Annotated in this window: 1 pseudogene; it reads right to left on the bottom strand. The window is 34.1% G+C overall.

The annotated features are described in order from the left end of the window. Positions 1-383: 383 nt before the first annotated feature. Positions 384-534: pseudogene (locus tag DMC01_RS16980) on the bottom strand (IS1595 family transposase); the annotation flags it as partial.

The following is a 534-nucleotide window of genomic DNA, read 5'->3' on the forward strand; positions in this document are numbered from 1 at the left end:
AGCAAATAGAGATATTGTGGCTTAATATGACAAGCTATCTTGTCATTCATTTGTCATTCTGAGAGCAAGGCCCGAAGTATCTCAAAATGACAAGAAAAGGGATTCTTCGTTTACTTTGCAAACTCGCAATGACAAGGGTGAGACTCTTTGTCTTTTTTAGCGAAATTTGTCATATGGACCGTGTGCGAAAAATTTCAAAACGAAGTTTCTTTTGCAAACGAGGTTTTTTCCATAAAGCATAACTTCTATGTCATTACTAGAAGCAACTTAGATCTTTTTGCAAGAAAATCCCACAAAGTAAAATTTGGCTCAATTAAACTTAACAGAATTTTCTCTTATCAACTTTAATAAAATTTAATGAGAATATCGCCTTAAATTTTTCGTTTTAACTCTGTTTCTTTTGAGTGAAGGGCAAAATTTTCTCTCTTAGTCCTTAAATTTGGCAAGTGTCAACTTCGCAAAGCCCTAGAAATTCACAATTTCGTTGATGTGGTTATGCCCCTTTGCAAACTCGTTTTTGCTATGTTTTACTCG

The sequence above is a fragment of the Campylobacter troglodytis genome (genome assembly GCF_006864425.1).
GTDB lineage: Bacteria > Campylobacterota > Campylobacteria > Campylobacterales > Campylobacteraceae > Campylobacter_D > Campylobacter_D troglodytis.